Source organism: Massilia sp. ZL223 (assembly GCF_018119395.1).
Taxonomy (GTDB): Bacteria; Pseudomonadota; Gammaproteobacteria; order Burkholderiales; family Burkholderiaceae_D; genus Telluria.
In genome coordinates this window covers 1-26,595 of the sequence record NZ_JAGPWD010000010.1, presented here as the reverse complement: position 1 = coordinate 26,595, position 26,595 = coordinate 1, and the positions used below count along the sequence as shown (strand labels likewise).

The following is a 26,595-nucleotide window of genomic DNA, read 5'->3' as shown; positions in this document are numbered from 1 at the left end:
AAGGAATTCACATGGGACGAATTATAGCGCTGAATCCCGGCGGAGAAAACGATCATAAATTGACTCACGCCCTAAACTAGATAATGAATACTCAGGCAGGGGCTGACCTGTCTTGGCAAGTCTACAATTCCCCCCGAGATGTTTATATTCTCTTTATTAAAGAGGGTGAAAATTACCAGTTCACAAGCTATAAGACTTGGGACGACAAACTTCAGTTACCTGATGTAATTCGTTGGGATCCAAGCAGCGCGCTACAGGTCAGACAACCAGATACCACCATCGGTGCGCAATCACCAGCGCTTGGGCTGGCACATGAATTAATTCATTTTAGAGATAGAATCGGTACCTTGTACGGCGAAGAAATGACTACGTACGAAGAAATTAAATTAGCACAAGAACTTGGAGAGCCAATTCGTCAGACATATTCGGCTACCAAATTTAGCGTTGCCGTTACAAATACCACCGCTAGCTCGACGGGCAAAATATGGAAAGCCACCGATGGAGCTGGCCATATCATTTTTGGTCCGGCCTTCAATTCTGCGGACACCTCCGTGACAGTATCTAACATAAGCGAAGCTGGTGCTGGTGGCAGTTTTGAAAATATGTGGTGGGAGCCGGTCTACTCTAGTGGAGCAGAAATATTCTTCACACCTAAAACGCCCGGCGGTTATTGGAACCCGCAAATATATCCTGAAATGGTAGCTCCTTCTACGGACATTTATATTAGTGGTGACGAGCAAGCTTCCGTTTCGACGGACGGATATGCTGAGGTCGTCGGAATGTCCAATATCCATCTAGTCTCATATTAGAAGATCCAATAATTCTAGAGTCATACTGGAAATGCTCGCCTAACTGAGAATGCTGGTGAGCATTCAATCTCCTTTGATGAAGCGATAGAATTGGGAGCGGCTGATGTTGTATTCAACCATTAGCTCCTTCCGGTTCCGGCCGTTATACTTGGCACGAATCTCAACCGCCCGGGCCTCAGCGTCCACGTTGTACTTCTTGATGTAGACCTCCTGGCCAGACCCAAGTTTTCAATGAAAAATGCCAATCAGCTTAACTGACTGGCATTAGGTTACATCTGCCTTTCACATATGGCGAAACAAGGCCATGAAGGGCTGGCTGACGGATAAGGTCTCCGGGCGGTTCTTCAGGCGGATGGTGCCGCGCCCGGTCTCGTCGCGCGTCACCGCCGCCACCGCGCGCAGGTTGACGATAGTGGAGCGGTGCACTTGCTTGAACATGGTCGGGTCGAGCACCTCCAGCAGGTCGCGGATCGGCTTCCTCAGCAGGGCCTCGCCGTCGGCTGTCATCACCACGGTGTACTTGGAGTCGGCCTGGAAGTAGGCGACGTCGTCCACCAGGATCAGGCGCGTTTCCACCCCGCGGCTGGCGGTCAGCCACACCAGGGGCTCGGCGCGCGGCGCCGGGGTCGCCACCGAGGCGACGCCAGCCAGGCGTTCCAGCAGCGCGGCTAGCTGGCCGTTGTCCTGGCTGCCCCGGGCGAGGCGCTCGCGCACCCGGCCAACGGTTGCCGCCAGGCGTTCGCGCGCGACCGGCTTGAGCAGGTAGTCGACGGCGCCGCGCTCGAAGGCGTCGATGGCGTACTGGTCGTAGGCGGTGACGAATACCACCTCGGTGCGCACGCCGGCGTCCAGCATGGCGGTGGCGACTTCCAGTCCGGACAGGCCGGGCATGCGGATGTCCAGGAAGGCGATGTCGGGCTTGTGGGCGGCAATCGCCTCCAGGGCGCTGCCGCCGTCCTCGCAGGCGGCGACGATCTCGAGTTCGGGCCAGACCGAGGCCAGCTGCGCCACCAGCGACTCGCGCAGCAGGGCCTCGTCTTCGGCGATCACACATCTGATGGGCGAATTAGGCATTCTGGATTCCTCCGCCTTGCACCGCGAGGGGCACCGTGATGGTGGCAGCGACGCCGCTCGGGAAATTCGACACGATCGAGAACGAGGCGGCCGAACCGTAGGCCAGGCGCAGGCGTTCGCGCACATTGCGCAGGCCGATGCCCGTGCCGCCGCCTTCGGCCGTGAAGCCGCGCCCGTCGTCGGCCACCGTCACCGCCACCGTGCTGTCCACGGCGCGGGCCAGGACCCACACGGTGCCGCCGCCCGGCTTGGGTTCGATGCCGTGCTTGATCGCGTTCTCCACCAGGGTCTGCAGCATCATGGTCGGGAACAGCACGTTCTTGAGCGCGTCCGGCACGTCGAGCTGCAGGTTCAGGCGCGAGCCCATGCGGATCTTGAGGATGTCGAGATAGGCGCGCACCCGTTCCAGTTCCTCGCCCAGGGTCGAGGGCACGTCCTCGGTGCGCGGCAGCGAATGGCGCAGGTAGGAGATCAGGTTGCCCAGCATCTCGTCGGCGCGCGCCGGGTCGCTGCGGGTCAGCACCTGGGCGCTGGCCAGGGTGTTGTACAGGAAATGGGGCTCGACCTGGGCGTGCAGCAGGTTCAGGCGCGCCACCGTCAGTTCCTTCTCCGTGACGGTCTGGTGCACCCTGGCCTGCTCGCTGCGGCGGCGCTCGGCCACGCGGCGCGTGATGGCGCGCACGATGGCTTCGGCGTTCTCCAGGTTGGTGCCGTGGTCGACCAGGAACCAGTCGGTCCAGGCCGGGCCTTCCGGTTCGCAGATCAGGGTCACGCTGCCGGCATCGTCGCCGTTGGGCGTGACCGTGGCCAGGATCTGGTTGTGGCGGGTCGACAGGTGCTCCAGCGCCCAGCCGTAGGCCGACTGGCTGCCGTAGGGGTCGATGCGCTGCACCTTGGCCCGCACTTGCAGGCTGTCGCGGGCGCTGTCGGCGATGACCGAGCCGGGCAGCTCGCGGATGGCGGCGTCGATCATGTCGAAGGCTTCGCCGGCCTCGAAGGGAATCTCGATCTGGCGGCGCTGGCGGTTGGACAAGGTACTGCGGTTGAGCTCTCCCGCCACCAGGCGTACCCGGCGCACGTGCGAGAACGCGACCGACAGCACCCAGGCGCCCAGCAGGAAGCCGAACAGCACGATATACCCTTCCATGTGGATATCGAACTGCTCCAGCCAGGCTTCGTGCATGGTGATGAAGATGGCCAGGTAGGCCGCGACCCAGGCCAGCAGCAGCCGGCCGAGGTGAAATGTACTAGAGATCATGGTAGTCCTTCCATCGTGATTGGCATGGCCAGCATAGCCAGAACAATCATTGCCAAGTGACATTATGCGACGGAGTCGGGTATGGGCCGACGAAACCTGCCCGGTCGGCGATAAAAATACCCGGATCGATTGTTGCGCGCACGCCCCACAGGGCTTCGTGCAGGCGGCCCCGGCAGCTACAATGCCGGGTTTTGCAACAAGAGAATTGATTATGTCGCGTCTGACCACCTTCCGCGCAGCCCTCGGCTGCACCGCCCTGCTCGGCTTCGCCGCCCTCCCCGCCCACGCCCAGATCGGCATCACCCTTGACGCCGGCAGCACCGGCGCCGGCGTCCACCTAGTGGCGCCGCTGGGCCAGTCCTTCAACGCCCGCCTCGGCGCCAACTATATCGGCTACGACTTCGAGCAGCGTTCCGGCGAGATCGACTACCAGCTCGACGGCAAGCTGCAGACCGTCGACCTGCTGGTCGACTGGTATCCGGGTGCGGGCAGCTTCCGCATCACCGGCGGCGCGGTCTACAACGGCAGCCGCTTCGACGCCGTCGGCAACGCCGACCGCGCCGGCACCTACACCATCGACGGCAGGCAATACATCGCGCGCGACGTCGGCACCATCAACGGCACCGTCAGTTTCCGCAAGGCTGCGCCCTACCTGGGCATCGGCTGGGGCAATGCGCTGAACGCCGACAAGCGCCTGAATTTCAGCGCCGAGCTCGGCGCCTTCTACCAGGGCAAGGCGCGCACCAAGCTCGAGAGCGTGAACTGCGCCGCCGGAACCGCGCTGTGCAGCGCCCTGGCGCGCGACCTCAAGGCCGAGGAATTGCGCCTGTCCGAGGACGCTTCGGACTACAAATTCTTCCCGGTATTGCGCGCCAGCGTCTCTTACCGTTTTTGACACGTTTTTCGATACATATCTTCGGCAGGAGCGTATGATGGAGCCATTCCACGGAGGCTCCATCATGCAACCCCGCCATGTCGTGACCGCTGCGCTTGCCCTCGCCTGCCTGGCCCTGTCCGGCTGCCGCGAGCATAACGAGCCGGTCAAGCCGATCGCCGACTTCTCGGTCGTGATCGCCGTGGGCTGAGGCGCCGCCGCCGGCCCTGCCCCGTCCGCAAACGTTCGCCTTGCCGGCCGCGGCAAGGTAAACTACGGCTTATCCATATTTAGCCGAAAGTTCCCCTGTTCATGTCGTTCGCATCCCTGGGCTTGATCGACCAGATCCTCGCCACCCTCGACACCCTCGCCTACCACACCCCGACCGCCGTCCAGCAGCAAGCCATTCCCGCCGTTTTGGCCGGGAAAGACGTGATGGCGGCCGCCCAGACGGGCACCGGCAAGACCGCCGGCTTCACCCTGCCGCTGCTGCAGCGCCTGGTAAAGAGCTCGGGCAAGGTGTCGAGCAATGCCGTCCGCGCGCTGATCCTGGTTCCGACCCGCGAACTGGCCGAACAGGTGCACGAGAGCGTGCGTACCTATTCCCAGGGCCTGGAACTGCGCTCGCTGGCGGCCTATGGCGGGGTCAGCATCAATCCGCAGATGATGGCGCTGCGCAAGGGCATCGACGTGCTGGTGGCAACGCCGGGCCGCCTGCTCGACCTGCACCGGCAGAACGCGGTGCGCTTCAACGAAGTCAAGGTGCTGGTGCTGGACGAGGCCGACCGCATGCTCGACCTCGGGTTCTCAAAAGAACTCGACCAGCTGTTCGCGGTGCTGCCCAAGAAGCGCCAGACCCTGCTGTTTTCGGCCACCTTCTCCGACCAGATCCGCGCCATGGCCAACCGCCTGCTGCGCGAACCGGTGCGCATCGAGGCGACGCCACGCAATACCACGGTGTCGGCGGTCAAGCAGTGGCTGGTGCCGGTCGATAAGAAGCGCAAGCCTGAGCTCTTCGTTCACCTGCTCAAGAAGCACGCCTGGCCCCAGGTGCTGGCCTTCGCCAAGACCCGCAAGGGCGTGGACGAGCTGGTCGGCCTGCTGCAGGCCAAGCGCATCGACGCCGACTCGATCCACGGCGACAAGCCGCAGCCTGCGCGGCTGCGTGCGCTGGAGCGTTTCAAGGCAGGCGAAGTGAAGGTGCTGGTGGCGACCGATGTGGCGGCGCGCGGGCTTGATATCGAGGAGTTACCGGCGGTGGTGAATGTCGACCTGCCGATCGTGGCGGAAGACTATGTGCATCGCACCGGCCGTACCGGGCGCGCAGGGGCGTCGGGCGAGGCGGTGTCGCTGGTGTGTGCGGACGAGATCGACCAGTTGGCGGCGATCGAGGCGCTGATCAGGCAGGTGATCAAACGGGAAGTGGAAGGGGGCTTCGCGCCGGATCACCGCGTGCCGGAGACGGCGCCGGGCGGGCAGATCGTGAAGAAGCCCAAGAAGCCGAAGAAGCCGAAGGGCGATTCGCCTGTAGTGACCGAGGACGTGCGCTTCCGTAGGTAAGGCGCTGCACGTCAGTCCCGCAGCTTCAACACGTCGTTCCGGCGAAGGCCGGAACCTAAGTTCGTAGCGCAGCCGGTATGCATACAAACTTGGGTTCCGGCCTTCGCCGGAACGACGGTTTCACGGTTAGCGGGAGAACACTGTCAGTGACGTTTCACGCCTCCGGCACGTGGATCTTCTCCTTGATGTGCTTCAGGCTCGCCACGATGGTGAAGGTCATGATCACCAGCAGCGACCACGAACTCCACTTGCTCAAATGGACCACCGACCACGCCCCCAGCTGGTTCGGATAGCGCCACACGCCCCAGAAGGTGCCGATGTTCTCGGCCAACCAGATGAAGAAACCGATCAGCACAAACGCCAGCAGCAGCGGCATCTGGCGGTCGCGGTCCAGCGGCCGGAAGGTCACCATGGTGCGCGAATACAGGCCCAGCGCGCAGGCGGCCAGGTACCAGCGGTAGTCGCCGATGTAGTGGTGTGTGAAGAAGTTCGCGTAGATCAGGATCGCGATGGTGGCCGCCATCCAGTACGGCGGGTGGTGGCGCACGCGCAGGTCGAGCAGGCGCCAGGACTGGATCATGTAGCTGCCGATGGTCGCATACATGAAGCCCGAGAACAGCGGCACGCCGAAGATCTTGGTATAGGCGAAGTCCGGATAGCTCCAGGACTGGATGCTGGACGACACCTTGAAGGCCTCGAGCGCGAAGCCGACAACGTGGAACAGGCACACCGCCTTGAGTTCGTCCCAGGTCTCCAGCTTGGCCCAGACCATCCACAGCTGCAGGCCGATCGCGATCACCAGCAGCACGTCGTAGCGCGGGATGCCGAAGACGCCGGCGCGCGGCGTGAGCAGCATCGCGAACAGGAACAGGCCCACGAACAGGCAGGCGCGCGCCTCCTTGATGCCGAAGTAGAGGAATTCCAGCGCCCAGCGGCGCAGGCGTTCGATCTGCCGGGGCCGGGCGTCCATCAGGTAATTGTCGATCGCGGTCAGCATCTTTCCATCCTGTTCTTGAAGCAGGAGCAAGCATAGCATCCCGCGCGGCGAGGAAGTAAGCAGCTAGCGCAGCGGCAGCCGCATCTGGCGGATGCCCTCCTCCCCGATTTTCACTTCGAAGCCCAGCTTCTTCACCATGGCCACGATGCGCGAGTTCTGCGGCAGGGCCTCACCCACGATCTCGCGCGTGCCGCGCACGCGGCAATAGGCGATCAGCTTTTCCATCATGATGCGGCCCAGGCCCATGCCTTTCAGGTCGGAGCGCACCGTGACCGCGAATTCGGCGCTGATGTTGTCCGGGTCGGCCACCACCCTGCCCACCGCCAGGGTCTCGGGCACACCCTCGGCATTCGGGCGCGTAGCGATGAAGGCCATCTCGCGGTCGTAGTCGATCTGGGTAAAGCGCGCCAACTGCGAAGGCTGGAGCTCGCGGATGCGCACGAACATGCGGTAGCGGATGTCGTCCGGCGTCAGCGCGTCGAAGAAGGCCAGGTGGGCCGGGCCGTCCTCCGGACGAATGGGACGCAGCAGCAGCTTCTGGCCCTGCCACTCGATGGTCTCCTCCAGCTCGCGCGGATACGGCCGGATCGCCAGCCGGTCCAGGGTGCTGCCAGAGCGGTCGGCCATGGCCAGGCGCATGCGCGCGTCCAGCACCACCGCGCCATTGCTGTCGACGATCAGGGGATTGATGTCCAGCTCCGCGATCTCGGGAATGTCGGACACCATGCGCGACACCTGCACCAGGGCGGCCAGGATCGCGTCCAGGTTGGCCGGCGGGCGGTTGCGGTAGCCGGCCAGCAGGCGCGCCACGCGGGTGCGGTCGACCAGGTCGCGCGCCAGCACCAGGTTCAACGGAGGAAGGCCCACCGCATGGTCGCCGGTCACCTCCACCGCCACCCCGCCCTGGCCGAACACGATCACCGGCCCGAATACCGCATCCAGCGCGGCGCCCACGATCAGTTCATGGGCGTGCGAACGGCGACACATGGTCTGCACCGAGTACCCCTCGAAGCGGGCCTTCGGGAAGACCTCGCCGAGCCGGCGCCGCATGCGCAACGCGGCGGCGCGCACCGCTTCCTCGGAATCGAGGTCCAGCGCCACGCCGCCGAAGTCGGACTTGTGCATCACGTCCGGGGTCAGGATCTTGACGGCCACCGGAAAACCAAGGGCGCGGGCGCTGGCGACCGCCTCCTCGGCGTCGCGCGCCGCCCGGGTCTCGACCAACGCCATGCCGTAGTTGCGCAGGATGGCCTTGGTTTCCGGGTCGGACAGCAGGTAGCGCCCGCCGGCCAGGGCTTCGCGCACCAGGGCGCGCGCCGCCGCGCGGTCCGGCGCCACGGTGCCGGTCATCGAAGGCGGCACCTCCATCAAGAGGTTCTGGTTGCGCCGGTAGTTCACCAGCTGCAGGAAGCCGGCGACGGCGTCCTCCGGCGTGCGGTAGGCCGGCATGCGCGCGCCCGCGGCGATGGTGCGCGCCTCCGCCACCGAGGCGCCGCCCAGCCAGCAGGACAGCACGGTGCGCGAGGCGGCGCTCGCCACCGGCGCGATGGCCTCGGCCACCGCGCGGCTATCGACGGTGGCGGTCGGAGAATGCACGACCAGCACCGCGTCGGTTTGCGGATCCTGCAGCAAGATCTCCAGGGCCTGCTTGTAGCGCTCGGGCGGCGCGCCGCCGAACAGGTTCACGGGATTGCCCTTGCCCCAGCCGGCAGGCAGCAGCGCGTCGAGCCTGGCCACCGTTTCCTCGCCAAGCGCGGCGGCCACCCCGCCGCCATAGGCCAGGGCGTCGAGAGCCAGTACGCCCGGTCCCGCCCCATTGCTGACGATGACCAGGCGCTCGCCGTGCAGTGGCTTGGCATAGGCCAGGGTTTCCACCGCCGCGAACAGCTGCTCGGTGGTGTACACGCGCAGCATGCCGGCGCGGCGGATGGCGGCGTCGAACACCTCGTCGGCGCTGGCCAGGGCACCGCTCTCGCTGGCGGCGGCACGCGCGGAGCCGTTCTCCGTGAGCTCGCGGCGGGCCTTCAGCACCAGCACCGGCTTGCTGCGCGCCGCCGCGCGCGCGGCCGACATGAACTTGCGCGCATAGCGCAGGTTCTCCACATAGAGCAGGATGGCCGAGGTGCCGCCGTCGCTGGCCAGGTAGTCCAGGGTGTCGCCCAGGTCGACGTCGCTGGAGTCGCCCAGCGCGATGAAGCGCGAAAAGCCGATGCCGCGCGTGCGCGCCCAGTCCAGCACCCCGGTCATCAGGGAGCCGGACTGCGACACGAAGGCGATCCGCCCGGGCAGCGCGCCGCTGTGGGCGACGCTGGCGTTCAGGCCCAGGGCGGGCGCCAGCAGGCCGGCGCTGTTCGGGCCCAGGAGGCGCAGCAGATAGGGATGGGCGGCGTCCAGCGCCGCCTGGCGCAGGCTGCGGCCGCGCAGGTCCTTGGCCTGGGCCAGGCCGGCGCTCAGGATGATGGCCGCGCGGGTGCCCAATTCGCCCAGCTGGCGCACCAGTTGCGGCACGGTGGCGGGCGGGGTGCAGATCACGGCCAGGTCGGGCGCGGCAGGCAGCTCGCTCACCGAGGCGTAGCAGCGCCGGCCGGCCAGCTGCTCGTACTTCGGATTGACCGGGTAGAGCTGGCCGCGGAAGCCCCCTTCCTGCAGATTGTTCAGCAAGGTGGCGCCCAGGCTGCCCACCCGCTCCGAAGCGCCGATCAGCGCCACCGAACGCGGCGCGAACAGACGTTCCAGGTTGCGGACGCTCATGCCTGCCCCGCCCCGGCCCGGGTAACGCCGGATTTGGCGGGAGAATACCTTGCCCGAAGCATGCGCGACTCCTTTCCTGAGCTAATCAAGGGAGCTAATCAAGGGCGCCGGGGAGGCGCAACGCAAGCATAGCGCCGCTGGACGCGGCGGCGCGCACAGGATCAGCGCACCGGGTTCAGCGCACCAGCAGCCGGCGGTCGCGCAGAGCGTCGCTGGCCGGCAAGGCGCGTAGCGCGGGCGAACGCGCCAGCAGCTCGCGCATCAGGCCATCGGCCAGCAAGGGGGTATGGCGGCGCAGCGCGACGGCGTCGAGACTGGCCTCGCCCACATAGGCGCGCAGGATCAGCGCCTCGGGAAGATCGCGCAGGCCCAGGATCACGGCGCTCTCCGGCCAGGCGGGCGGCGCGGCGGATAAGAAGCGCAGCCGAAATTGCGGGTCGAGCAGCACGGTGCCGTTGAGGAAGCGGTCGACGCCGACGTCGAACAGCACCTGCCGGATGACCTCGGCCGCGCGTCCGGCCACTTCCTGCTGGGTCTTCCGGCGGCGGGGCCTGAACAGGCGCGTCAGCATTTCCACGGCAAGCTTTCCTGGTGATGAAGGTGCGCGGATGCTAGCAGGATGTTAATAATTTGGCAATCACTCCATGAAACCATCTGTTGCATGTTTGCCGCGCTAGGTACAGGCCTGGCGCAGCAGCTCGATTAGTTGCTGCGGCGCGACCGGCTTGGTCAGGTGCTCGTTGAAGCCCGCCTCGAAGGAGGCCAGGCGGTCTTCCTTGCGTCCCCGCCCCGTCACCGCCACCAGGAAAGGCCTGGGCACACGGCGCGACAGCACCTGGGCCACTTCCAGCCCGCTCATTTCGGGCATGCCGAGATCCAGCACCGCGATCCGCGCCGGGCGCGCATTGAACAGGCGCAGCGCCTGGGCGCCGTCGTGCGCCACCTGGACGCTCGCTCCTTCCGAGCGCAGCAGCCAGGCCAGCGATTCGGCGGCGTCGGCATTGTCGTCTGCGATCAGGATGTCGCAGCACAGCGTGCCTTCCTCGCTCGCCGGCGCCGGTTCGCCGGCGGCCGCTTCCATGCCGGTGTCGAGCGGCAGGCGTATGGTGAAGCTCGACCCCTTGCCGGGGCCCTCGCTGGCGGCCGTGATCGCGCCGCCGTGGAGCTCGACCAGGCCCTTGGCCAGGGACAGGCCGATGCCGAGCCCGCCCTGGGCCAGGTGGCTGGCGCTGGCCACCTGCACGAAGGGGTCGAACACGCGCTCGAGCATCTCCGGCTCCAGGCCCACGCCGTTGTCGCGCACCGTCACCTCGGCCATGCCGTCCGCCGCCTTGAGCGCGATCTCGATCACGCCGCAGGCCGGCGTGTACTTGGCCGCATTGTTGATCAGGTTGGCCAGCACCTGGGTCAGGCGCAGCGCGTCCGCGTCCACCCATTGCGGTTCGGCGCACAGGTCGAGCTGCACCTGGTGGCGCCCGGCCTCGATCAGCGGCATGCTGGTCTGCAGGGTGTCGCGGATCAGGCGTCCCAGCTCCACCCGCGCGCGCCGCAGCTCGATCTTGCCGCGGCTGATGCGCGAGACGTCGAGCAGGTCGTCCAGCAGGCGCGACATCTGGGCCGTCTGGCGGCTGACCATGGCGGCGATCCACTCGATGCGGTCCGGCTGCAGCTGCTTGCTGCGCAGGAGCGAGGCCGCGTTGGCGATCGGCGCCAGCGGGTTGCGCAGCTCGTGCGCCAGGGTGGCGATGTAGACGTCCTTGCGCTTGTCGGCTTCCTTGAGCGCGTCCATGGCCTGTTCGCGCTCGCTCACGTCCAGCACCAGCGAGAAGCCGGTCACGATCTCGCCGTGCTCGTCGTGCAGCACCGAGTTGTACCACTCGCAGCACAACACGCGCCCGTCGCGCGTGCGGTTGCGGTTGTTCGACTTGACGTACTTGGTGGCCGAATCGACCAGGCGCGTGACCACCTCCGTGACCTTGGCCGCGTCTTCCTCGTGGATGAACGGCACCGCATCGATGCGCTGGCCGATCGCCTCCGCGGCGCGCCAGCCGAACAGCTCCTCGGCGCGCCGGTTCCACAGCTTGATCCGGAAGTCGCGGTCCCATTCGATCACGGCCAGCGGCGTGTGCTCGATCAGGTAGCGGGTCTGGTCGAGCGCGCGCGCCAGGGCGGCGCTGGCCTCGGTGCGTTCGGTGATGTCGTCCAGTACCACCACGGCCGCCGCCAGTTCGGCCGCGCCGTCGCGCAGCTGGGCGCCGCTGACCGCGTACACGCGCCGCGCTTCGCCAGAACTGGTTTCCAGCATCGCGTCGCGAAAGGCCTGGCCTTCGATGGCGCGCCGCACCGGCTCGCCGATCAGGGACAGCATGGTGGCCGGCCCCAGCCCGGCCTCGCCTTTCGCGTCCGCTGGAACGAAGTGCTGGGCCATGCGCATGGCCTGGTCGTTGGCCATCACGCAGCGGCCTTCGCGGTCGACGATCAGGACGCCGTCCGGGAGCTGGCGCAGCACCGTGCCGAGCAGGCTTTGCCACTGGGCGCGGGCGCGCGTGTCGACCATCTCGTGGAAGGTGGCCTGAAGGCGCGCGTGCAGGCCGATGTTGTCCTTGGCCAGCGCCCCCAGCACGAACAGCGAAGCCGCCAGCCCATACATGCGTCCCGCATAGAAACCGAGGTCGTAGCGTGCGCCATTGAGCACGCCGGACAGCGCCACCTCGAACACCCAGGACGCCATCGCCACCGTCAGCCAGACGTCGAGCACGCTGCGCGGGCGCTTGCGCGCCGTGGTCCACAGGGTCCACAGCGACAGCACCAGGATGGCGGCGCTCAGCCAGCGGTACAGCGGCAGGTAGCGCGAGCCTTCCATCAGGGCCGGCAGGTAGAGGGCGCCCGAGGTCGACATCATGAGCAGGCTCGCCACGAACAAGGCCGTCAGCAGGCCGCCCAGGCGCATGAAGTGGGCCGGCAGCGCGCTGCGGTAAGGCACTGTATAGCCGAGCACGAACAGCGGGTACAGCAGGTGCCAGGCGATGTTCAGCCAGGGCGCGGTCTGGGCATTCCCGCCCAGCATGCCGTGGTCGAAGAACAGGCCGGGAAAGGTCAGCATGTGGGCCACCGCGATCAGCGCGGTGAACAGGTAGCCGAGGGAGAGGATGCCGAGCGCCAGCGAGCGCCCGGTATGCAGATGTCCCAGCAGGAGTATGCCGGTGAGCAGGTTGCTAGCCACCAGCACCGACTGGTACATGGGGAGGAATTCCGGCGCCACCGGCAGCGGCGTGCCGGCCGCCGGGGCCAGGATGGCGAACAGGAGCGCGAGGATGACAAGAACGCCGATGACGTTGCGCAGCTGCGAGCGCGTGGGCGGGTGTTTCGCCAGGTCGGTCGGTTCTGCCAGCACGCCATCTCGCATTGCTTGTCCCAGGAAGCCGCCGGCAATGCCCGGCGGTAGTCGTATCGGTTCAGCTCGTCATGCGGTCTTGCCTTGTTCAGTTTCTATCAAAATATAACGTAATTGATACCGGCGGTACAGATTTTTTGACCTGATATCGCTATCGCCGCCGGCACCTGATCAGGCAGCCGAACGTGCGCTGACCGGATAGCCGGCCGCGTCGATGGCGGCGGCGATCTGCTCCAGGTCGGCCTGGCTGTCGATGCGCACCTTCTTGGTCGGCAGGTCGATGGCGACCTTGGCGTCCTGGTCGACGTCCTGGACCGACTTGGTGACGCGGCCGACGCAGTGGCCGCAGCTCATGCCTTCCACGGTGAGTTCATACATGGTGTTTCCTCCTTGTTGGTAGGGCGCGGCGGCCCCGGTGGTGATTGAAATCGGTGCTTCGGCATGCATACGCGCGGCCGGCTCCCAGCGGCGCAGCAGCAGCGCGTTGGCGACCACGCTCACGGAACTGAGCGCCATCGCGGCGCCGGCCAGGACCGGATTGAGCAGGCCGAAGGCGGCCAGCGGCACGCCGATCAGGTTGTAGACGAAGGCCCAGCCCAGGTTCTGGCGGATCTTGCGGTAGCTGCGCTGCGACACGGCGATGGCGTCCGGCACCAGGCCGGGATCGCCGCGCATCAGGGTCACGCCCGCCGTATGCATGGCGACGTCGGTGCCGCCGGCCATGGCCATGCCGACATCGGCCGCGGCCAGCGCCGGCGCGTCGTTGATGCCGTCGCCGACCATGGCGACCTTTTTCCCGTCCTGGCGCAGCAGCTCGACCACTCTCGCCTTGTCGGCCGGGAGCACCTCGGCGTGGAAGCGCGCGATGCCCAGCTGGGCCGCCACCGCCTGCGCGGCGCCCTGGTTGTCCCCGGTCAGCATCACGGGTTCCACACCCATGGCCTTGAGACGCGCCACGGCTGCCTGCGCGCCGGGCTTGAGGCGGTCGCCGAAGGCCAGCAGACCCAGTACCTTCACCCGTTCTCCGCGCCGCTCGGCCAGCCAGGACACGGTGCGCCCTGCCTGTTCGTGGGCCGCCGCAGTCTCCAGGCCGTCGCGCACGCCCAGTTCTTCCATCAGGCGGCGGTTACCCAGGAAGACGCTGGCGCCACCGACCTCGGCGCGCACGCCGCGTCCCGGCAGGGCCGCCGCCTCGCTGGCTTCCATCAGATGCAGGCCACGCTCCGCCGCCGCTTCGGCCACGGCGCGCGCCAGCGGGTGGGCGCTGTACTGCTGCACCGCCCAGGCCAGCTGCAGCACCGCCGCCCCGTCGCCGCCTTCCACCGCCGCCACCGCCGGTTTGCCCTCGGTCAGGGTGCCGGTCTTGTCGAACACGACGACGTCCACCGCATGCGCGGTTTCCAGCGCTTCGGCGTCCTTGATCAGGATGCCGTGGCGCGCCGCCGCGCCGGTGCCGACCATGATCGCGGTCGGCGTGGCCAGGCCCAGCGCACAGGGGCAGGCGATCACCTGCACCGCCACCGCGTTGAGCAGCGCCTGCTGCCAGTCGCCGGTGAGCAGGCCCCATCCAATCAAGGTAAGCAGCGAGATGAGCAGGACGACCGGCACGAACACCGCGCTGACGCGGTCGACCAGGCGCTGGATCGGCGCCTTCACCGCCTGCGCATCCTCCACCATGCGGATGATCTGCGACAGCATCGACTCCGCGCCGACCGCCGTCGCCCGCACCAGCAGCAAGCCTTCGCCATTGACCGCGCCGCCGGTCGCCTTGTCGCCTGCCCTCTTCGCCACCGGCAGGCTCTCGCCGGTCAGCAGCGACTCGTCCAGGTGGCTGGCGCCCTCCTCGACCAGGCCGTCGGCCGGCAGGCGTTCGCCCGGCAGCACCACCATCAGGTCGCCCTTGGCCAGTTCGGCCAGCGGCACGCGAAGCTCGCGCCCGTCCCTGCGCACCAGGGCGGAACTAGCGCGCAGCGCTTCCAGCGCCTCGATCGCCTGCACCGTCTGGCGCTTGGCGCGGCCTTCCAGCCATTTGCCCAGCAGGACCAGGGTGATGACGACCGCCGACGATTCGAAGTACAGGTGGGCATGGCCGCCGTGCGACAGCAGCAGGTAGAGCGAGAGGCCGTAGGCGGCGCTGGTGCCGATCGCCACCAGCAAGTCCATGTTGCCGCTGAAGGCGCGCAAGGCCTTCCAGCCGGCGCGGTAGAAGCGCGCGCCGAGCCAGAACTGGACCGGGGTCGCCAGCAGCAGCTGGATCCAGCCGGGCAGCATCCAATCCATGCCGAACAGCTGGCCGGCCATCGGCGCCACCAGCGGAATGCTCAGCAGCGCCGCGGCAGCCACCGGCCACCAGGACGGCAGGCCGCCCTTGCCAGCCGCCTCGGGCGCAATCGCCGGTGCGCCCTCTTCCACCTCGGCGGCTTCGTAACCGGCCGCCTGCACCGCCTCGCGCAGCGCCTCGGGCGCGGCGGCGCCGTGCACGGTCGCTTTCTCCGTCGCCAGGTTGACGCTGGCGCTTTCCACGCCCGGCACCGCCTGCAGCGCCTTTTCGACCCGCGCCACGCAGGACGCGCAGGTCATGCCGCCGATGCGCAGGGTCGTGTCGCGGCTTTCTACTTCGGTATCCATATGCTTTCTCCTCGATCACATATGGACAGCATATTCCTTCCCACGATGGGAAGGTCAAGGGCTTTGTTGAACAACTTCCGGCTGGGCTTCCGGCCTGATGCAGCCGCGCCCGGCACGCTTGGCCTCGTACATGCGCTGGTCGGCCTCGCGGATCAGCGCCTCGGGGCCCAGGCCGGCGCCCGGCGGGCACAACGCGATGCCGACGCTGGCCCCGACCTGGACCTGGGTATTCCACAGGCTGGCCGGCTCGGACAGGACGTCGATCAGCTTGGCGGCGACGGCGTGCGCGTCCATCCTGGTCTCGCCCAGGTCTTCGAGCACCACGGTGAACTCGTCGCCCGCAAGGCGGAACACGCTGTCGGTCTTGCGCACCGCGGCGCGCAGGCGGTCGGCGAGCACCCGCAGCAGGGCGTCGCCCGCATCGTGGCCGAATTCGTCATTGATGGCCTTGAAGCCGTCCAGGTCGAGGAACAGCAGGCCCATGGTGCGGCCGCTGCGGCCGGCGCGCGACTGCACCACCGGCAGGGCTTCCATCAGCGCGCGCCGGTTCGGCAGGCCGGTCAGCAGGTCGTGGCGGCTTTCGTATTCGCGCCGCGCCTCGGCTTCCTTGCGCTCCGTAATGTCGTGCAGGAAGGCGCTGAACAGCGGCTCGCCGTCGATGTCAAGGGCCCGCAGCCGCAGCTCCACCATCAGGCGGCTGCCGTCGCGCCGCACGGCGGGCAGTTCCAGGCGGCGGTCGACCACCTTCGCCACCCCGGTCGACAGGTAGCGCCGCATGCCGGCCTGGTGGGCGCCGGCCAGCTCGGGCGGGATGATCAGGCGTTCCAGCGTGGCGCCGAGCGCCTCTTCGGCGCGCCAGCCGAAAGTCTCCTCGGCCTGGCGGTTCCAGGCCGTGACCCGGCCGTGGCGGTCGAGGCTGATGTAGGCGTCGTAGGCGTTCTCGATCACGGTGCGCAGCTGGACCTCGCGCGCGCGCAGGTCCTGCTCGGCCTGGCGCTGGCGCTGGATGGCTTCCTGCAGCGCGCGCGTGCGCTCGTCGACCCGCCGTTCGAGGTCGGCGTGCAGCGCGGCCACCTCTTGCTCCGCCCGCTTCTGGGCGTCGATGTCCTTGACCACCGCGACGTTGTACTCGTGCTCGCCGCTCGGCCCCAGCTTGCGCGAGACATCGACCTGGATCCAGACCAGGCTGCCGTCCTTGCGCACATAGCGTTTCTGGCGGGTCAAGCGTTCGATCTCGCCGGCGTGCAGGCGCCGGATCAGTTCGGCGTCCTCGGCGCGATCGGGCGGATAAGTGATTTCCGGGAAGCGGATCCCCAGCAGCTCCTGCTCGGTATAGCCGAGGATCTGGCACAGGGCCGGGTTGACACTGACCCAGGTCCCGTCGGGCAAGACCAGGGCGATGCCGACCACGGCCGCCTCGAACACCGCGCGGAAGCGCGCCTCGCTCGCGCCGAGCACCTCGCCCGTGCGCGCCAGCTGGTCGCGCGCCACCGCCAGCCGTTCGCGGTAGCGGACTTCCTCGGTGATGATCGCGGCCAGGTCGGCCAGCACCGCCAGGTCCTCGTCGCCGAGCTCCCTCGGCTGGGTGTCGACCACGCATAGGGTGCCGATCGCCAGCTCCGCGCCGGTGCGGATCGGCACGCCCGCGTAGAAGCGGATATTCGGCGCCCCGGTGACCAGCGGGTTGCTGCGGAAACGCTCGTCCTGGGTCGCATCCGGCACCACGAGCGGCGCGTCGTGGAGGATCGCGTGGGCGCAGAATGCGAGCTCGCGCGGGGTTTCCGTCTCGTCGAGTCCGACGCGCGACTTGAACCACTGGCGCTCGGCATCGATCAGGGTGAACAGCGCCATCGGCACGCCCAGCAGCCTGCTCGCCAGCCGCGTGACGCGGTCGAACAGCGGCTCGGCGGGCGTGTCGAGCAGGGCCAGGGCGTGCAGCAGCGCCAGGCGTTCGGCTTCGTCGGACGGCAAAGGAGCGGCAGGCATGTCGTCGTTTTGGCGTGAAGTGAAAGGGGCGGCAGCCACAGCGGCGCTGCGTGGGAACCACTGTATCAGATGTCCCCGCCGCTTCAAGACAATGGCCGATGTCTGAATGTGACTTGCAAAAGCAATATTTCGTTACAATCTTACAGTCAGGAATTTATATACTGTCTGCGGTCATCACAGTTTCCGCCACACATGCGCACCCTGCCTTTCTTCCTTGCCGCCGCCCTGCTCTCCGGCCCATCCCATGCCTTCGATGCCATGGGCGCCGCCGCCGCCGCCGCAGCAGCAGCGGGCGACACCGCAGCCGCTTCCATTCGTGACGCCGAACGCAAGCGCGCGGCAGCGGTGGCGAGCGGCGACATCGACACCTTGCGCAAGCTGATCGGCGGCGAGTACTACCATGTAGAGAGCAACGGCCGGGTGCGTACCAAGACCGAATTCCTGCAGGCGCTGATGCGCAACGAATTCAGGATGAGCGGCTACGGCCTGGACGACATGGAAATCACCGTGCTCGGCAACGGCCGCGCCGCCGTGGTTACCGGGCGCTTCCACGCCCGGATGCAAAGCCTGAACGCGCTGCGCCAGTTCCGCGGGCGCTACGTGCGGGTCTGGACCCTGCAGCCGGACGGCTGGCGCAACACCCTGCACCAGAGCACCGAGATCCGCCCGGCGGGCATCCCCGCCCCGGATGCGCGCCCGCTGCCCCTTCAGTAACGCCTGCCAGGCTGCTATGGAGGGGGCCCCGTCGCCGTCTGAAGAAATGGCCTGATGTAAATATTGCTTGCCAACACGCATACACATGGACAAAAATCCCCGCGTACATACGACACGAGGCGGGGGCGATGCGCATGGCGGACGACAGGGAAATCGCGGTGCTCGAACAGCAGGCGCTGCAGGCGGACGGACGGGGCGACCGGGGGCGTGCGCTCCAGTACTGGGAAACCATCCTCGCCCGCGCCCCCGGCCACCCGCGCGCCCTGCGCGCCCTCGCCCACGATGCCTTCAGCGCCGGCCGACTGCCGCAGGCGCGCGCGCTGCTCGAGCGCCTGGTCCGGGCCGACGGCCGCGACAAGCAGCAATGGCTCAACCTGGCCGTGCTCTGCCTGGCGCAGAAGGACGAGGACGGCGAGGAAGCGGCGCTGAGCGGCGCCCTGACACTCGATCCCTACGACCTGGTGGCGCTGGTGCTGCGCAGCCGCCTCTACATCCGCCAGGGCAAGCGCCAGGCGGCCGCCGGCGCCTGCGCCGCGGTGGCCGCCGTGGCGCCGCCGCTGCACACGCTGCCTGCCGACCTGCAGCCGGCGGTACGCGAGGCGCTCGACTGGCATGCCGCCTACAACCGCGAGTTCGGCGATTTCCTCGACGCCTTCCTGGCGCCCCAGTTGCGCGAGCTGCAAGGCGCAGACCTGCAACGCTTCCGCGACTCGCTCGACATCATGACCGGCCGCAAGCGGCGCTACGACTCCCAGCCCGCCCTGTTCCACTACCAGGGCCTGGCGCCGGTCAGCTTCTTCCCGCGCAGCGCGTTTCCCTGGCTGGATGCGCTGGAGGCGGCCACCGCCGACATCCGGTCCGAGTTCCTGGCGGTGCTGGCCCGGGAAGAAGGCTTTGCGCCGTATATCAACTATGCCGAAGACCAGCCACTGAACCAGTGGGCCGGCCTCAACAAGTCGCTCGACTGGAGCGCCTACCACCTGATCGACAAGGGCAAGCCGGTCGCCGGGCACGCCGAGCGCTGTCCGCGCACGATGGAAGCGCTGCGCGGCGCGCCCCAGCCCGACCAGCCGGGGCGCACGCCGAGCGCCATGTTCTCCGTGCTCAAGCCACGCACCCGCATTCCGCCGCATACCGGAGTCAGCAATGTGCGCCTGGTGACCCACCTGCCCCTGATCGTGCCGCCCGGCTGCGGCTTCCGGGTCGGGAACGACACCCGCGCGTGGGAGCCCGGCAAGGCCTGGGTGTTCGACGACACCATCGAGCACGAGGCCTGGAACGACAGCGCGCAGTTGCGCGTGGTCCTGATCTTCGACATCTGGCATCCGCAGCTGTCGGCGGCGGAGCGGGCCATGATCACGGCGATGACGGCGGGGATCAACCAGTTCACCCAGACGGCAGGCGGGTTCGCGCTCTAAGCGGGATCACGCGGACTTGATCTATCGCAGATCTCCGTAGCCGCCCGGTGCTCTTGCGCGGCGCTGCCCAAACTTCGTCCCCGGCGATGAGTCAAACGGTCGGGTGATCGCTCGGTGGCCCCTGCTTCAGCTCAGGGGATCCGTCGGAAGCGTCTCGCCACACCTCTTGCCTTCGGACCATACGCACCATCGGGAGAACGAACATGCAGACGAAGCTGATCCTGTTGCTATCCCTGTCCTTGACGCTCGGGGCTGGCGCCGCCGCTGCCGTTCCTTCCGAGTGCGACAACGTGCTGCTCACTAAAAACATCTCCCGCGCCAGGCAAAGCAACCAGGTCTTCAGCGCCTGGCTGAGTTTGATCGATGTGTCCAACTATGGAAAGATCAAGCAGGATGCGAGTGCGGACGTACCCGGCTATTTTTCGGGAGACTACCAAAGCTTCGATGAAAAGCGCCGGCGCTATCTCAACCAGCAGGCAAGCACTTTCACGAGCAGCAACGCCAGGGAAACCTTGTCCAGCAGTCTGCCTGAACAGGCCATTCCGGCCTGGCGGGCTTGTGTCGCCTCGCATTCGAGCGGCTTGTTCGCCTATCCCGTCAGAGGCACCCGAAAATCGGTGGACGTCGTGGTGGGCTGGCGCCATCCGCCCGGCCTGGCCAATCCCGGCAAGCTCGAAGTCGCGGTCAACGGGCGTACCCTGGACGCCGCCTTCCCTTCCAATTTTGAAGGAGAAAAAACCATCGCGGTGCCGCGCGACGGGGAAGAAATCGTCGGCAATGTCAACGCGACGGTGGGAGGGGCGAGCTATACCGCGGCCTTCCACGTTCCGTCCTATGTCGCACCGAAGCCGCCGCGCTTGTGCGGCAGCGGATCCCGGCGGATCGAGGCGAAGAATGGGGACGGTGCGGCCGCTCAATTGCTGATTCCACCCAGCGACTGCGACCGGCAAATTCGCGTGGGTGGCGTAGCCGGCGCTGTCTACGAGACGCCGGGCGACCCGTGGGTGAAGGTCTCGATGGATACGGGGGACGGCACGGCGCCCGCCCAGGCACAAAATGGCGTCGCAGCCTCGGGTATCACCTATGCCAGCGTAACGCGGGAGCTTTTCCTACGTGCCGGCGAGGAGCGGCGAATCACGGTCAAGCATGAGAACTTCCGGGCGCGCGCCGCGGAAACCTCGGCATGGGCGGAGGTGCCTACGCCCTGAGTCGCGTGACTGCGGTTTGGATGCGCGCGGCATCACGTTCGCGCCCGCCTCGCGGCGGTCCAGCCACCTTTTCCCCCTTACTGGCATTGCGGCTTTGCCCGTTGCCAGGCCGATCGCAGGTTCTACCGCCTGTCGAACAGTCGGCATGGAGCTGTTGATCCTTCCAGTGAGTAGCAATGCACCGGCCTACGGCCGGCGGCTGGCGGCTGGCGGCTGATGGCTGGTGGCTGGTGGCTGGTGGCTACTAGCCAACGGTCTACGGCTCGCGGCGCATTTCATACAGCCGAACCGCATTTCACATCGTAATATTCTCAACCCTCTGCGACACCCGCCGATATCTCGTTTCGCAAAATTCCTTCCCGCATCCCGAAACCAAGCACGTAAGTGCTTGATATTTCGGCGATAAGTTTTATGTCATATGTCTTATATAAGACATGAAATCTTCTTCTGACCTGTCTTATCATGAACTCATGCGAACACGCCCCGGGCCTGCTCGGCAGCTCGGGAAAGCGCAGACGATTTCAATCACCACTCAGGAGCTCGACATGTCCCAGTACCAGAACGATATCCAGTCCCTCACCCGCCTCAAGGAACAGGCAGGCAGCGGCTGGGCCGCCATCAATCCCGAGTCTGCCGCCCGCATGCGCGCCCAGAACCGCTTCAAGACCGGCCTGGACATCGCTCGCTACACCGCCGGCATCATGCGCCGGGACATGGCCGCCTACGATGCCGATCCGTCCAAGTACACGCAGTCGCTGGGCTGCTGGCACGGTTTCATCGGCCAGCAGAAGATGATCTCTATTAAGAAGCACTTCGCCAGTACCGAACGCCGCTACCTCTACCTGTCGGGCTGGATGGTCGCCGCACTGCGTTCGGAATTCGGCCCGCTGCCGGACCAGTCGATGCACGAGAAGACCGCGGTCGCCTCGCTGATCAAGGAGCTGTACACCTTCCTGCGCCAGGCCGATGCCCGCGAACTGGGCGGCCTGTTCCGCCAGCTGGACGCCGCCGACACCGCGGACGCGCGCGCCGCGATCCAGGACAAGATCGACAACTTCGTCACCCACGTGGTGCCGATCATCGCCGACATCGACGCCGGCTTCGGCAACGCCGAGGCGACCTACCTGATGGCCAAGCAGATGATCGAGGCGGGCGCCTGCTGCATCCAGATCGAAAACCAGGTGTCGGACGAGAAGCAGTGCGGCCACCAGGACGGCAAGGTCACCGTGCCGCACGAGGACTTCCTGGCCAAGATCCGCGCCGTGCGCTACGCCTTCCTGGAGCTGGGCGTGGACGACGGTGTCATCGTCGCGCGTACCGACTCGCTGGGCGCCGGCCTGACCAAGCAGATCGCCTTCACCCGCGAGCCGGGTGACCTGGGCGACCAGTACAACAGCTTCCTGGACGCCGAGGAAATCGCCGCCGGCGACCTGAACAACGGCGACGTGATCATCAAGCGCGACGGCAAACTGCTGCGCCCGAAACGCCTGCCAAGCAACCTGTTCCAGTTCCGCGAAGGCACCGGCGAGGCGCGCTGCGTCCTGGATTGCATCACCTCGCTGCAGAACGGCGCCGACCTGCTGTGGATCGAAACCGAGAAACCGCACATCGCCCAGATCGGGGGCATGGTCAGCGAGATCCGCAAGGTCATCCCGAACGCCAAGCTGGTCTATAACAACAGCCCGTCCTTCAACTGGACCCTGAACTTCCGCCAGCAGGTGTTCGATGCCATGAAGGCCCGCGGCGAGGACGTCTCGGCCTACGAGCGCGGCCAGCTGATGAGCGCCGAGTACGACGATTCGGCCCTGGCGCGCGAAGCGGACGAGCGCATCCGCACCTTCCAGGCCGACGCGGCCCGCGAAGCCGGCATCTTCCACCACCTGATCACCCTGCCGACCTACCACACCGCCGCGCTGTCGACTGACAACCTGGCCAAGGAATACTTCGGCGAACAGGGCATGCTGGGCTACGTGGCCGGCGTGCAGCGCAAGGAAATCCGCCAGGGCATCGCCTGCGTCAAGCACCAGAACATGTCCGGTTCGGACATCGGTGACGACCACAAGGAGTACTTCAGCGGCGAAGCGGCGCTGAAGGCCGGCGGCAAGCACAACACGATGAACCAGTTCTAAGCAAGGAGCGCCGCCGGCCGGCGCTTCTGCGCTTGCCCGGCGGCGCTTGTTCGTTCGACAGCGATACCGATAGCAAGTCAAGGGAATAGCCATGAAAATTGGTATACCGGCGGAATCACATCCGGCGGAAACGCGGGTGGCAGCCACACCCGAAACAGTCAAGAAGCTCGCAGCCAGACATCATGTGATCGTTGAGTCGGGCGCAGGCCTGCAGGCGGCGATCACCGACGATGCATTCAGGGCAGCCGGCGCCATCGTCGGGACAGCCGCCGATGCCCTTGGGGCCGATGTAGTACTCAAGGTGCGCGCACCGAATCCGCAGGAACGCACACAAATGAAACCCGACGCAGTACTGGTCGGAATGCTGGACCCTTTCGATACCGGCAACCTGGCCGCCATGGCCGACAGCGGCCTGTTTGCCTTCGCCCTGGAGGCGGCGCCGCGCATCACCCGGGCGCAGTCGATGGACGTGCTCTCCTCCCAGGCCAACATCGCCGGCTACAAGGCCGTGATGCTGGCCGCGAACACCTACCAGCGCTTCATGCCCATGCTGATGACCGCCGCCGGCACCGTCAAGGCCGCACGCGTGCTGATCATGGGTGTCGGTGTGGCCGGTTTGCAGGCCATCGCCACCGCCAAGCGCCTGGGCGCCGTGATCGAGGCGTCCGACGTGCGTCCGCCGGTCAAGGAACAGGTGGAGTCGCTGGGCGCCAAGTTCATCGACGTGCCCTACCTCACCGAGGAGGAGCGCGAAATCGCCAAGGGTGAAGGCGGCTACGCCCGTCCGATGCCCGCGGACTGGATGCGGCGCCAGGCCGAACTGGTGCACGAGCGCGCCAAGCTGGCCGACATCATCGTCACCACGGCGCTGATCCCGGGCCGCAAGGCGCCGGTCCTGATCTCCGAGGATACCGTCAAGGCGATGAAACCCGGCTCGGTAATCGTCGACATGGCCGTGGCCCAGGGCGGCAACTGCCCGCTGACCGAACTCGGCAAGACCGTGGTCAAGCACGGCGTGCACATCATCGGCCAGCCCGACCTGGCGACGCTCGTCGCAGCCGACGCCTCCGCGCTGTACGCCCGCAACGTGCTGGATTTCCTCAAGCTGATCATCGACAAGGACGGCAAGCTCGTCGTCGACCGCGAGGACGAGATCATCAAAGCCACGCTGGTCTGCGCCGGCCGGGAAGTCCTGCATGGCCGCATGAAGGCGGCTGCATAAAGACAAGAAGGAAGCAAACGGGGAGTTCTTATGGAAGTCAGTCATACCATCATCAACCTCATCATCTTCGTGCTGGCCGTCTACGTCGGCTACCACGTGGTCTGGACCGTCACCCCGGCCCTGCACACGCCGCTGATGGCCGTCACCAACGCCGTTTCCGCCATCATCATCGTCGGCGCCATGCTGGCCGCCGCCCTCACCGAAGGCGTCACCGGCCAGGTGGCAGGCACCGTCGCGGTGGCCCTGGCCGCCGTGAACGTATTCGGCGGCTTCATGGTCACCCAGCGCATGCTGGAGATGTTCAAGAAGAAGGACTGCAATGCCAAAGCAGGTGCGAAGTCATGAGCGCCATCTCCATGAACATGGTCACCCTGCTCTACCTGGTGGCTTCGATCTGCTTCATCCAGGCCTTGAAGGGCCTGTCTTCACCTGCCAGCGCGCGCATGGGTAACGCATTCGGCATGGCCGGCATGGGCATTGCCGTCCTGACCACCGTGACCCTGATCGTCAAGCTGCAGGCAATGCTGTCCACCGGCGGCTTCGGCTTCGGCCTGGTGCTGCTGGGCATGGCGGTGGGCGGAGGCATCGGCGCCATCGCCGCCCGCAAGGTCGAGATGACCAAGATGCCGGAACTCGTCGCGGCGATGCACTCGCTGATCGGCCTGGCCGCGGTGTGCATCGCGGTGGCCGCCGTCTCCGAGCCCTGGGCCTTCAACATCGCCACCCGCACCACGCCGCTGCCCTTCGGGAACCGGCTGGAGCTGTTCATCGGTACCTTCGTGGGCGCGGTGACCTTTTCGGGCTCGGTGATCGCCTTCGGCAAGCTGTCGGGCAAATACAAGTTCCGCCTGTTCCAGGGCGCGCCGGTGCGCTTCGCCGGGCAGCACATCCTGAACCTCGTGCTGGCCATCGCCATCATCGGGCTCGGCCTGGCGTTCTGCTTCGCCGAAGGCGTGGAGCCGGCGTGGGAACCCTTCATCCTCATGGCGGCGCTGTCCTTCATCCTGGGCGTCCTGATCATCATCCCGATCGGCGGCGCCGACATGCCGGTGGTGGTGTCGATGCTGAACTCGTATTCGGGCTGGGCGGCCGCAGGCATCGGCTTCTCGCTGAATAACTCGATGCTGATCATCGCCGGCTCGCTGGTGGGTTCGAGCGGCGCCATCCTGTCGTACATCATGTGCAAGGCGATGAACCGTTCCTTCTTCAACGTGATCCTGGGTGGCTTCGGCGGCGAAGCCTCCGTTGAAGCGGGCGGCGCCAAGGAACAGCGCCCGGTCAAGGCCGGGTCGGCCGACGACGCGAGCTTCGTCATGGCCAATGCCGAGTCCGTGATCATCGTCCCCGGCTACGGCCTGGCGGTGGCGCGCGCGCAGCATTCTCTCAAGGAGCTGGTGGAGAAGCTGACCCACAAGGGCGTCTCGGTGCGCTACGCGATCCACCCGGTGGCGGGCCGCATGCCCGGCCACATGAACGTGCTGCTGGCCGAAGCCGAAGTGCCCTACGACCAGGTGTTCGAGATGGAGGACATCAACGCCGAGTTCGGCCAGACTGACGTGGTGCTGGTGCTGGGCGCGAATGACGTCGTGAACCCGGCGGCCAAGGATCCGAAGTCGCCCATCGCCGGCATGCCGATCCTGGAGGCGTACAAGGCCAAGAGCATCATCGTCAACAAGCGCTCGATGGCTTCCGGTTATGCGGGGCTGGACAACGACTTGTTCTACCAGCCGAACACGATGATGGTGTTTGGTGACGCCAAGAAGGTCATCGAAGACATGGTCAAGGCAGTAGATTGAGTTAGGGAATGCAAGGATCGCGGACCGGCATGCGCATGCATGGCCTTCCCGTATTCCGCAATCGCCTCCTGCGCGCGGGCGCGCCTGTATCTTGATATTTGCGTGGATGCGGCCGCCGTCCAGGATTGGCAGGCGCGATTAGAGGTCGCGCTTTGCCACCCCGGCGCGCCTCAGGGCGGGGACGAGCCCGCGGCCGGCCAAGCTCAGTGCCCGTCGGCGCGGCGTTCGCGCACCATCTGCTCGAAATCGCGTCCGCGCAGGGGACGGCTGAGGTAATACCCCTGGACTTCGTCGCAGCCCCGGCCCAGCAGGTAGTCCCACTGGGCCCGGGTCTCGACGCCCTCGGCGATGACGCGCAGTCCGAGCTCGTGGGAGAGCGAAATCATCGCCGCCACCATGGCCGAGCTGCTGGCGTCGTGGCCGATGTCGCGCACGAAGGACTGGTCGATCTTCAGGACGTCCACCGGAAAGCGCTTCAGGTAGGACAGGCTCGAGTAGCCGGTGCCGAAATCGTCGATCGACAGGTGCACACCCATTGCCTTGAGCGCGCGCATGGTCGCCACCGCCGTGTCGACATCCTCCATCATCAGGCTCTCGGTGAGTTCGATCTCCAGGCTGGTGGACGGCAGCGCCGTGTCGCGCAGGATCTGGGCGACCAGTTCGGGCAGCCCGGCATCCCTGAACTGGCGCGACGACAGGTTGACGGCCACGCGCAAGGGCCCGAGGCCGGCGCGCTGCCAGGCCGCCGCCTGCGCGCAGGCGGCGCGCAGCACCCAG

General features: G+C 66.6%; 20 protein-coding genes and 1 pseudogene. 11 read left to right on the top strand and 10 right to left on the bottom strand.

Annotation, left to right across the window (positions count from 1 at the left end; all coding sequences use genetic code 11):
• Positions 1-83 precede the first annotated feature (83 nt).
• Entirely contained in the window at positions 84-809 is a 726-nt protein-coding gene (locus KBW95_RS08820) for a hypothetical protein (protein WP_211528020.1), read from the top strand.
• A 63-nt stretch (positions 810-872) separates the two neighbouring features.
• Here the strand turns inward: KBW95_RS08820 and KBW95_RS24860 are convergent.
• The 3 genes and pseudogenes from KBW95_RS24860 to KBW95_RS08805 all read right to left on the bottom strand — a co-directional run.
• A pseudogene (locus KBW95_RS24860) lies at positions 873-1,016 on the bottom strand (hypothetical protein); the annotation flags it as partial.
• Between the two features lie 75 nt (positions 1,017-1,091).
• The gene (locus KBW95_RS08810; protein ID WP_211528019.1) at positions 1,092-1,883 is read right to left on the bottom strand and encodes a LytTR family DNA-binding domain-containing protein; all 792 of its coding nucleotides are present in this window, start codon (positions 1,881-1,883) and stop codon (positions 1,092-1,094) included.
• The gene (locus KBW95_RS08805; RefSeq protein ID WP_211528018.1) at positions 1,876-3,141 is read right to left on the bottom strand and encodes a sensor histidine kinase; all 1,266 of its coding nucleotides are present in this window, start codon (positions 3,139-3,141) and stop codon (positions 1,876-1,878) included. The genes KBW95_RS08810 and KBW95_RS08805 overlap by 8 nt, the downstream gene beginning before the upstream one ends.
• 211 nt (positions 3,142-3,352) lie before the next feature.
• Here KBW95_RS08805 and KBW95_RS08800 point away from each other — a divergent pair, with 211 nt between their 5' ends.
• The 3 genes from KBW95_RS08800 (at position 3,353) to KBW95_RS08795 (ending at position 5,575) form a co-directional block, all read left to right on the top strand.
• On the top strand, positions 3,353-4,036 hold the full coding sequence (locus KBW95_RS08800) for a hypothetical protein (protein ID WP_211528017.1): 684 nt from the start codon (positions 3,353-3,355) through the stop codon (positions 4,034-4,036).
• A gap of 64 nt (positions 4,037-4,100) precedes the next feature.
• Positions 4,101-4,226, top strand: coding sequence for a hypothetical protein (locus KBW95_RS24715; RefSeq protein WP_267875453.1), 126 nt, complete (start codon positions 4,101-4,103; stop codon positions 4,224-4,226).
• 101 nt (positions 4,227-4,327) lie between these two features.
• The gene (locus tag KBW95_RS08795; RefSeq protein ID WP_211528016.1) at positions 4,328-5,575 is read left to right on the top strand and encodes a DEAD/DEAH box helicase; all 1,248 of its coding nucleotides are present in this window, start codon (positions 4,328-4,330) and stop codon (positions 5,573-5,575) included.
• A gap of 154 nt (positions 5,576-5,729) precedes the next feature.
• Here the strand turns inward: KBW95_RS08795 and KBW95_RS08790 are convergent, their stop codons facing one another.
• The 6 genes from KBW95_RS08790 to KBW95_RS08765 all read right to left on the bottom strand — a co-directional run bounded on the left by KBW95_RS08790 (position 5,730) and on the right by KBW95_RS08765 (position 17,331).
• Positions 5,730-6,545 (bottom strand): DUF817 domain-containing protein, encoded by an 816-nt coding sequence (locus tag KBW95_RS08790; protein ID WP_373888779.1) that lies wholly within the window; start codon positions 6,543-6,545, stop codon positions 5,730-5,732.
• Positions 6,546-6,635: 90 nt separating this feature from the next.
• Entirely contained in the window at positions 6,636-9,323 is a 2,688-nt protein-coding gene (locus KBW95_RS08785; protein WP_211523990.1) for a bifunctional acetate--CoA ligase family protein/GNAT family N-acetyltransferase, read from the bottom strand.
• A gap of 175 nt (positions 9,324-9,498) precedes the next feature.
• On the bottom strand, positions 9,499-9,900 hold the full coding sequence (locus KBW95_RS08780) for a hypothetical protein (RefSeq protein ID WP_211528015.1): 402 nt from the start codon (positions 9,898-9,900) through the stop codon (positions 9,499-9,501).
• A 96-nt stretch (positions 9,901-9,996) separates the two neighbouring features.
• Positions 9,997-12,717: an ATP-binding protein gene (locus KBW95_RS08775; protein WP_211528014.1), complete on the bottom strand. Its 2,721-nt coding sequence runs from the start codon at positions 12,715-12,717 to the stop codon at positions 9,997-9,999.
• Between the two features lie 171 nt (positions 12,718-12,888).
• Positions 12,889-15,345 (bottom strand): heavy metal translocating P-type ATPase, encoded by a 2,457-nt coding sequence (locus tag KBW95_RS08770; RefSeq protein WP_211528013.1) that lies wholly within the window; start codon positions 15,343-15,345, stop codon positions 12,889-12,891.
• A 54-nt stretch (positions 15,346-15,399) separates the two neighbouring features.
• Positions 15,400-17,331 carry a PAS domain S-box protein gene (locus KBW95_RS08765; RefSeq protein WP_211528012.1) on the bottom strand — a complete coding sequence of 644 codons (1,932 nt, stop codon included), beginning with the start codon at positions 17,329-17,331 and terminating at the stop codon, positions 15,400-15,402.
• Positions 17,332-17,523: 192 nt separating this feature from the next.
• On the opposite strand from KBW95_RS08765, the gene KBW95_RS08760 reads away from it, so the two are divergent.
• The 7 genes from KBW95_RS08760 (at position 17,524) to KBW95_RS08730 (ending at position 25,818) form a co-directional block, all read left to right on the top strand.
• Positions 17,524-18,045, top strand: a complete 522-nt coding sequence (locus KBW95_RS08760) for a nuclear transport factor 2 family protein (RefSeq protein WP_211528011.1) — start codon at positions 17,524-17,526, stop codon at positions 18,043-18,045.
• A 134-nt stretch (positions 18,046-18,179) separates the two neighbouring features.
• Positions 18,180-19,463: an aspartyl/asparaginyl beta-hydroxylase domain-containing protein gene (locus KBW95_RS08755; RefSeq protein ID WP_229429639.1), complete on the top strand. Its 1,284-nt coding sequence runs from the start codon at positions 18,180-18,182 to the stop codon at positions 19,461-19,463.
• Positions 19,464-19,666: 203 nt separating this feature from the next.
• Positions 19,667-20,671, top strand: a complete 1,005-nt coding sequence (locus tag KBW95_RS08750; protein ID WP_211528009.1) for a hypothetical protein — start codon at positions 19,667-19,669, stop codon at positions 20,669-20,671.
• Positions 20,672-21,216: 545 nt separating this feature from the next.
• A complete protein-coding gene (locus tag KBW95_RS08745) occupies positions 21,217-22,800 on the top strand; it encodes an isocitrate lyase (protein ID WP_211528008.1) in 1,584 nt (527 codons plus the stop codon).
• A gap of 91 nt (positions 22,801-22,891) precedes the next feature.
• Entirely contained in the window at positions 22,892-24,022 is a 1,131-nt protein-coding gene (locus tag KBW95_RS08740; protein ID WP_211528007.1) for a Re/Si-specific NAD(P)(+) transhydrogenase subunit alpha, read from the top strand.
• A gap of 30 nt (positions 24,023-24,052) precedes the next feature.
• Complete coding sequence (locus tag KBW95_RS08735) at positions 24,053-24,367, top strand: NAD(P) transhydrogenase subunit alpha (protein ID WP_211528006.1); 315 nt, start codon at positions 24,053-24,055, stop codon at positions 24,365-24,367.
• Positions 24,364-25,818, top strand: coding sequence for an NAD(P)(+) transhydrogenase (Re/Si-specific) subunit beta (locus KBW95_RS08730; RefSeq protein ID WP_211528005.1), 1,455 nt, complete (start codon positions 24,364-24,366; stop codon positions 25,816-25,818). Before KBW95_RS08735 ends, KBW95_RS08730 begins: the two co-directional genes overlap by 4 nt.
• Positions 25,819-26,021: 203 nt before the next feature.
• Here KBW95_RS08730 and KBW95_RS08725 read toward each other — a convergent pair.
• Positions 26,022-26,595, bottom strand: a 574-nt coding sequence (locus KBW95_RS08725; RefSeq protein WP_211528004.1) for an EAL domain-containing protein, incomplete at its 5' end; no start/stop codon positions are given.

Bases quoted from the DNA above. Each gene is read 5' to 3' on its own strand.
- KBW95_RS08820 (WP_211528020.1), top strand. From the start codon at position 84: ATGAATACTCAGGCAGGGGCTGACCTGTCTTGGCAAGTCTACAATTCC.
- KBW95_RS08810 (WP_211528019.1), bottom strand. From the start codon at position 1,883: ATGCCTAATTCGCCCATCAGATGTGTGATCGCCGAAGACGAGGCCCTG.
- KBW95_RS08805 (WP_211528018.1), bottom strand. From the start codon at position 3,141: ATGATCTCTAGTACATTTCACCTCGGCCGGCTGCTGCTGGCCTGGGTC.
- KBW95_RS08800 (WP_211528017.1), top strand. From the start codon at position 3,353: ATGTCGCGTCTGACCACCTTCCGCGCAGCCCTCGGCTGCACCGCCCTG.
- KBW95_RS24715 (WP_267875453.1), top strand. From the start codon at position 4,101: ATGCAACCCCGCCATGTCGTGACCGCTGCGCTTGCCCTCGCCTGCCTG.
- KBW95_RS08795 (WP_211528016.1), top strand. From the start codon at position 4,328: ATGTCGTTCGCATCCCTGGGCTTGATCGACCAGATCCTCGCCACCCTC.
- KBW95_RS08790 (WP_373888779.1), bottom strand. From the start codon at position 6,545: ATGGACGCCCGGCCCCGGCAGATCGAACGCCTGCGCCGCTGGGCGCTG.
- KBW95_RS08785 (WP_211523990.1), bottom strand. From the start codon at position 9,323: ATGAGCGTCCGCAACCTGGAACGTCTGTTCGCGCCGCGTTCGGTGGCG.
- KBW95_RS08770 (WP_211528013.1), bottom strand. From the start codon at position 15,345: ATGGATACCGAAGTAGAAAGCCGCGACACGACCCTGCGCATCGGCGGC.
- KBW95_RS08765 (WP_211528012.1), bottom strand. From the start codon at position 17,331: ATGCCTGCCGCTCCTTTGCCGTCCGACGAAGCCGAACGCCTGGCGCTG.
- KBW95_RS08760 (WP_211528011.1), top strand. From the start codon at position 17,524: ATGCGCACCCTGCCTTTCTTCCTTGCCGCCGCCCTGCTCTCCGGCCCA.
- KBW95_RS08755 (WP_229429639.1), top strand. From the start codon at position 18,180: ATGGCGGACGACAGGGAAATCGCGGTGCTCGAACAGCAGGCGCTGCAG.
- KBW95_RS08750 (WP_211528009.1), top strand. From the start codon at position 19,667: ATGCAGACGAAGCTGATCCTGTTGCTATCCCTGTCCTTGACGCTCGGG.
- KBW95_RS08745 (WP_211528008.1), top strand. From the start codon at position 21,217: ATGTCCCAGTACCAGAACGATATCCAGTCCCTCACCCGCCTCAAGGAA.
- KBW95_RS08740 (WP_211528007.1), top strand. From the start codon at position 22,892: ATGAAAATTGGTATACCGGCGGAATCACATCCGGCGGAAACGCGGGTG.
- KBW95_RS08735 (WP_211528006.1), top strand. From the start codon at position 24,053: ATGGAAGTCAGTCATACCATCATCAACCTCATCATCTTCGTGCTGGCC.
- KBW95_RS08730 (WP_211528005.1), top strand. From the start codon at position 24,364: ATGAGCGCCATCTCCATGAACATGGTCACCCTGCTCTACCTGGTGGCT.